Source organism: Mangrovicoccus algicola (assembly GCF_014903745.1).
Lineage (GTDB): Bacteria > Pseudomonadota > Alphaproteobacteria > Rhodobacterales > Rhodobacteraceae > Mangrovicoccus > Mangrovicoccus algicola.
The window spans coordinates 1-5,237 of the sequence record NZ_JACVXA010000114.1; the positions used below are offsets into that span (position 1 = coordinate 1).

6 protein-coding genes and 1 pseudogene are annotated in these 5,237 nt (G+C 71.0%); 5 read left to right on the plus strand and 2 right to left on the minus strand.

Features of this window, described 5'->3' with window-relative positions; all coding sequences use genetic code 11:
* The 3 genes from ICN82_RS20670 to ICN82_RS20680 all read left to right on the plus strand — a co-directional run.
* The coding region (locus ICN82_RS20670) for a hypothetical protein (RefSeq protein WP_193187111.1) at nt 1–211 on the plus strand (211 nt) is incomplete at its 5' end.
* Nucleotide 212: 1 nt separating this feature from the next.
* Nucleotides 213–848, plus strand: a complete 636-nt coding sequence (locus tag ICN82_RS20675; protein ID WP_193187114.1) for a response regulator transcription factor — start codon at nt 213–215, stop codon at nt 846–848.
* Nucleotides 849–897: 49 nt separating this feature from the next.
* A complete protein-coding gene (locus tag ICN82_RS20680; protein ID WP_193187117.1) occupies nt 898–2,148 on the plus strand; it encodes a glycosyltransferase in 1,251 nt (416 codons plus the stop codon).
* Nucleotides 2,149–2,157: 9 nt separating this feature from the next.
* On the opposite strand, the gene ICN82_RS20685 is transcribed toward ICN82_RS20680, so the two are convergent.
* Entirely contained in the window at nt 2,158–2,559 is a 402-nt protein-coding gene (locus tag ICN82_RS20685; protein ID WP_193187120.1) for a DUF2177 family protein, read from the minus strand.
* A gap of 83 nt (nt 2,560–2,642) precedes the next feature.
* The gene (locus ICN82_RS20690) at nt 2,643–3,656 is read right to left on the minus strand and encodes a zinc-binding alcohol dehydrogenase family protein (protein ID WP_193187123.1); all 1,014 of its coding nucleotides are present in this window, start codon (nt 3,654–3,656) and stop codon (nt 2,643–2,645) included.
* Between the two features lie 118 nt (nt 3,657–3,774).
* On the opposite strand from ICN82_RS20690, the gene ICN82_RS20695 reads away from it, so the two are divergent.
* Together ICN82_RS20695 and ICN82_RS20700 are read left to right on the plus strand one after the other, a co-directional pair.
* Nucleotides 3,775–4,149 carry a winged helix-turn-helix transcriptional regulator gene (locus ICN82_RS20695; RefSeq protein WP_193187126.1) on the plus strand — a complete coding sequence of 125 codons (375 nt, stop codon included), beginning with the start codon at nt 3,775–3,777 and terminating at the stop codon, nt 4,147–4,149.
* Between the two features lie 107 nt (nt 4,150–4,256).
* Nucleotides 4,257–5,237 (plus strand): annotated as a pseudogene (locus tag ICN82_RS20700) (hypothetical protein); the annotation flags it as partial.

Sequence of the window (5,237 nt, forward strand, 5' to 3'; positions counted from 1 at the left end):
GACGGGCGCGGCGGGGCTGACCGGGCTGGCCCGGATCGAGGCCTGCCTGCGGCGCCTGGAACAGGCGGCCGGGCGCGGCGGGGCCGATCCCGCGCCGCTGCTGGCGCGGCTCGAAGCGGCAGTGGAGGATACCGCCCGGGCGATCGGGGCGATGGAACGGACTGCGGGCGGCGCGGGCACCGCCGGGCAGCCGGACAGGGAAAGCGACTGACATGACCGACCAGACCAAGGCGCCGCTCAGGGTGCTGATCGCCGATGATCACGCGATGATCCTGGAGATGTTCGCGCATTACCTCGCCGAGATCCCGGATATCGAGGTGGCCACCGCCCCCGACCTGGACGGCGCGCTGGCGCAGATGGCGCAGCGGGGCGAATTCGACCTGGTGCTTGTCGATCTCGACATGCCCGGAATGAACGGGCTTGCCGGGCTGGGGCGCGCGCTGGAACATAGCGGCGGGCGCCCGGTGGGGATCCTCACCAGCAACCCCGCCCCCCATGTGGTCAGCGAGATCATATCGCTGGGCGGGGCGGGCGTGGTGCTGAAGACCGCGTCCCTGCGGAACCTCGCCAACGAGATCCGCTTCATGGCGGCGGGCGGGCGCTATGTGCCGGTGGAGCTGATGGAGCAGCGCGCCAGGCCGCGCGAAGCCGCCGGGGCGGGGTTGTCGGAACGCGAGATGTCGGTGCTGGACCTGCTGGCGGAGGGCCGGCCCAACCGCGAGATCGGCACCGCGCTGTCGCTGGCCGAACCTACCGTCAAGATGCATGTCAAATCCATCTGCAAGAAGCTCGAGGCCAGCAATCGCACCCAGGCGGTGATCGCCGCGCGCGATCTGGGCCTGATCTGAAGGGACGGGCCCCGGCCGGGCCCGGCAGGCAGCGCAGGGAGGGAGGCCCATGTCCAGGCCCGTCATCGTCTTCGCCGGGGCGGTCTATCCCGGCCAGTTCGGCAGGTTGTGCGACTACCTGCGCGAGGCCGGGCTGGCCGAGACCTATTTCCTGACCACGCCCGGCCACAGGGCGCGCAATCGCGACCGCGGGGCGCATGTCCTGGAATTCCGCCCCGACGGGCCGATCACGGACGGGACGGGCTACTATTACGCGGCCAAGCCGGAACGCTCCGCGCGGATCGGGCGGGGGCTGCTGGAGGCGCTGCGCACGCTTCAGGCGCAGCGCCCCATCGACGTGGTCGTGGCGCATTCGCTGTGGGGGGCGCCGCATTTCCTCTATGGCGAGATCGACGCCGCGATCGTCAGCTATATCGAATTTCCCAGCTACCGCGCCCATGGGTGGGATCCGGCCTATCCGCCCGACGCGGCGCAGCGCATGGCCGACCGCAATACCGAGATGCTCCATTTCCACCAGGCCCTCAACAGCGACCTCGTCCTGTGCCCGAGCCATCATGCCAAGCGGATGTTCCCCGAGGCGCTGCAGGGCCGCATCGAGGTGCAGATGGAAGGGTTCGAGATCGAGCCGGTTCCCCGGGCCGAGCCCGCCGCCGCGCCGGAGCCGGCGGTGCGCCCCTTCACCATCGGCTTCGCCGCGCGCGACCTTTCCAGCGCCAAGGGCTTCGACATCTACATGCGCCTGGCCGAGCGGATCGCCGCGGAGGCGGGGCCGGTGCCGCGCTTCGTCGCCTTCGGCGGGGCGGGCGTGGCCACCTATGGCTACGAGGAACAATGGGTGGCGCGCGAATATGGCGGGGCAGTGGCCAGTTTCCGCGACCACCTGCTGCGGCTTCATCCCCGGGCGGCGGCGCTGGTCGAGTTTCCCGGGCCGCTTCCCTATGCCGATTTCGCGCGGGCGCTGGGGCAGGTGGACCTGTTTCTCTACCCGCTGCGCCATGGCGTCGCCAATTGGGGGCTGGTGGAGATCCTCGCGCGCGGCGGCTGCGTCATCGCCCCGGATCGCGGCTATGCGGCGGAGCTGATCCTGGACGATGTCAACGGACGGCTCCTGCCCGACGGGGACGAGGCCTGGCTGCAGGAGATCCGCGCGCTGCGCGCCGACCCCGCGCGGCGCCTGCGATATGGCCGCGCCGCGCAGGTTCTGGCGCGGGAATTCCGGCTGGAGGCGGTGGCCCCGCGCTATCTGCGGCTGTTCCGCCAGGCGGTGGAGCGGCGGCGCGCGCGGCTGGCGCAGGGGTGAGCGCCGCGCTCAGCCATGGATCATCCGCGTCACGGCGAGCCCCGCCCAGGCGGAAAACCCCGTCAGCGCACCGCCCCAGGCCGTGTCGATCGCGACCTGCTGCCAGGTCCAGCCGCGCAGCGTCGCGAGATTGGTGAATTCGTAGGTGCCGTAGCACATCAGCCCCAGCAGGATGCCGCCCGCCAGCGCGCGCAGCGGCTGACCCTCGCTCAGCGCGGGGGCCGAGACGAACCAGAGGATCCCCGCCACATAGGCCAGGTAGAACAGCACCGCGGGCCCGAGCCGCAGCGGATCGGCCAGCAGGTCCCCGACATGGCGGTCGAAGACCGGCTTGACGATCAGCGTTATGCCGATCGCGTCGAGCGCGAGGAACAGGATCAGGGTGGCGGCATAGAGTGTGAGGATCTGCATGGTCGGTCTCCGGTTGTCCCGGGGATGACGCGCGCGGGGCGGAAAAGGTTGCACCCCTTCCGCGCCCCGCGCTGCGGGGAGGGTCAGAAGCCCTCCAGCACGATCTTGCCCTTCGCCCGTCCGCTTTCGATCAGGGCATGGGCGCGTTTCAGCGTGGCGGCGTTGATCGGCGCCAGGGTCTCGGTCAGGGTGCTGCGGATCCGCCCCTCGTCGACCAGCCGCGCCACCTCGTCCAGCAGGCGGCCCTGTTCGGCCATGTCCGGCGTGCCGAAGATCGCGCGGGTGAACATCAGTTCCCAGTGGACGGAGACGGATTTGCGCTTGAACCCCGCCACGTCCAGCGCCTCGGGATCGTCGATCAGGCCGAACCGTCCCTGCGGCGCGATCAGCTGCTGCACCGCCGCCACGTGCCGGCCGCTGTCATTGGTCGAGAAGACGAAGCCCGGCGCGCCGATCCCCAGCGCCTCGACCTGCGCCGCCATGTCGCCGTGATGGTCGATCACGTGATGGGCGCCCAGGCTGCGCACCCAGTCCTGCGTTTCGGGGCGCGAGGCGGTGGCGATCACGGTCAGGCCGGTCAGCGCGCGGATCAGCTGGATCGCGATCGAGCCGACCCCGCCCGCGCCGCCGATGATCAGCACCGCCTCCGCCGCACCGGGGATGGGCCGCCGGATGTCCAGCCGGTCGAACAGCATTTCCCAGGCGGTGATCGCGGTCAGCGGCAGTGCCGCCGCCTCGGCATCACCCAGGGTCGCGGGCTTGTGTCCGGCGATGCGCGCATCGACCAGGTGGTACTGGCTGTTGGCGCCGTCGCGGATGATCGAGCCGGCGTAATAGACCGCATCGCCGGGGGCGAAGCCCTGCACCGCGGGCCCGGTCTCCACCACCGTTCCCACGGCATCCCAGCCCAGCACCTTCCAGCCGCCCTCGGGGGCAGGGGCGGCGCGGCGGACCTTGGTGTCGACGGGGTTCACGGAGACGGCGGCGACCTTGACCAGAAGGTCGTGGCCGGTGGGGACGGGACGCGGCAGGTCGATATCCTCCAGCGCGGCGGGATGGTCGACGGGGCCGGGGGCCTTGTAGCCGATGGCTTTCACGGGATCGCTCCTTTGCAAGATTGTGCTGCGGCGAAACTGGCGATAGCATCGGGTTCAGGCAATACGCACAAACACCGCATATAGTATCAAGAATGATACCGTGGAAAAGGAGGCCGGCATGGCCAAGGCCCGTCATTCGCGCTTCGACTGCACCCCCGGCTGTTCGGTGGAGGCCGCCATCGGTCTGATCGACGGAAAGTGGAAATCGATCATCCTGTGGCACCTGCTGTCGGGCACGCTGCGCTTCAACGAGCTGCGCCGCCATGTCGAGAACTGCACGCCGCGGATGCTGACCAACCAGCTGCGGGAAATGGAGGCGGACGGGCTGATCACGCGCAAGGTCTATGCCCAGGTGCCGCCCAAGGTCGAATATTCCCTCTCGGAGCTGGGCCGCACCATGGAGCCGATCCTGCGCGCGCTGAAGGCATGGGGGGATGCCAATATCGGGCTTTACGGCAAGCCCAACGGGCATGATCCGCGCGATCCGGCATGAGACGTCACGCGCCACTGGACGAGATACATACTCTCGTATAGGATGATGCGTGATCCCGAACTTTTTGGTGTGTTCGTTTTGCGAAGGCATATGTCGAGGAGGATGAGGTGACACCGGACCCAGCACGTCATCCGGGCGAGACCCGGCCGGGGGAGGCGCAGGAGCCGCTTTCCGCGGAGCCGTCGGGCCGTTCGGTTCCCTCCGCCATCCCGGGCCTGTCCTTCCGCAGCGGCGGGGGCGGCCTGTCCGGCGCCGCGGCCAGTGCCATCGGCATGGGGCTTTTCCTGCAGAGCGCCACGATACAGGGGCAGGCCGCGCTGGCGGCGCCGGGGGAGGGGACGGCCGTGCCCCCGGACCCGGCACGGGCCGGGCAGGACCCGATCCCGCAGGAACAGCCGGACCCCGCCGCCCTGTCGCCCGACGGCGCCGCGGCATCCGCCGCGCCGGAAGCAGGAGCGCAGCGGTCGGACAGCCCCGCCGAACAGGCCGGGCCATCCTCCGCGCCCGCGCCCTCGCCCTCTGCCGGGTCCGGCCGGTCGCCTCAGGCGGCCGCGTTTTCTGAGCCCCCGCCCCCCCTGCCGGACCCCCCGTCATCCGCGCCCCCGGCCGATCCCGGTGCCGCGCCGCAGGAGCCCGCCGCCGCGACGGAACTCCTGGCAGGACACACGGGCCGGGATGCGCAGAAGACCGCCGCCGGACAGGGCCTGCTTGCCGAGGAGGGCCTGCTGGCCCGCGTGACCGGCGAGGACGGTGCGCTCGACCGGGTGCTCGGCGGCGACGGCGCGCTCGACAAGCTCATCGGCCAGGAGGGCGTGCTGGACGGAATCGCGGGTCCGGACGGGCTGCTGGGGGCGGTGCTGGAGGAGGACGGGGTGCTGGACGGGCTGGTCCGGGGCGACGGGCTGACGGCGCTGACCGGCGAGGACGGGGTGCTCGACCGGCTGGTCGGCGAGGACGGCGTGACGGACAGGCTGCTTGGCCCGGACGGGGCGGTCGATGCACTGCTGGGGTCCGAGGGTGTCGTGGCCGGGCTGACAGGCCCGGACGGCGTGACGGAGGGGCTTGCCGAGCTGGCCGGGACGGCGGAT